This window comes from uncultured Algibacter sp. (assembly GCF_947487605.1).
GTDB lineage: Bacteria > Bacteroidota > Bacteroidia > Flavobacteriales > Flavobacteriaceae > Algibacter_D.
The window spans coordinates 1-237 of record NZ_CANKXK010000086.1; the positions used below are offsets into that span (position 1 = coordinate 1).

The following is a 237-nucleotide window of genomic DNA, read 5'->3' on the forward strand; positions in this document are numbered from 1 at the left end:
AATAGTATCAGTGTCATAACACCCAGTAGCGAGTTCGCTTCTTACATAGTATGTAGTAGCAGAGGACGGACTTACTGTAGCAGAGATTGCACCAGAATCGTTATCGGCATTGGCTTGCGATGTATGGAATGTCACCGTAGTACCATTGGTGGTTACTAAGGTATTTAAATCGATATTGGTTTGACTAGTAGCACAAACTGAACCGTTTGATGTGCTTAGGGTAGGTAAAGGCGTTAC

At 42.6% G+C, this 237-nt stretch carries 1 protein-coding gene; it reads right to left on the reverse strand.

Going from position 1 to position 237, the window contains the following annotated elements:
* Positions 1-237, reverse strand: a 237-nt coding sequence (locus Q0739_RS15040; protein WP_298239549.1) for a hypothetical protein, incomplete at both ends; no start/stop codon positions are given.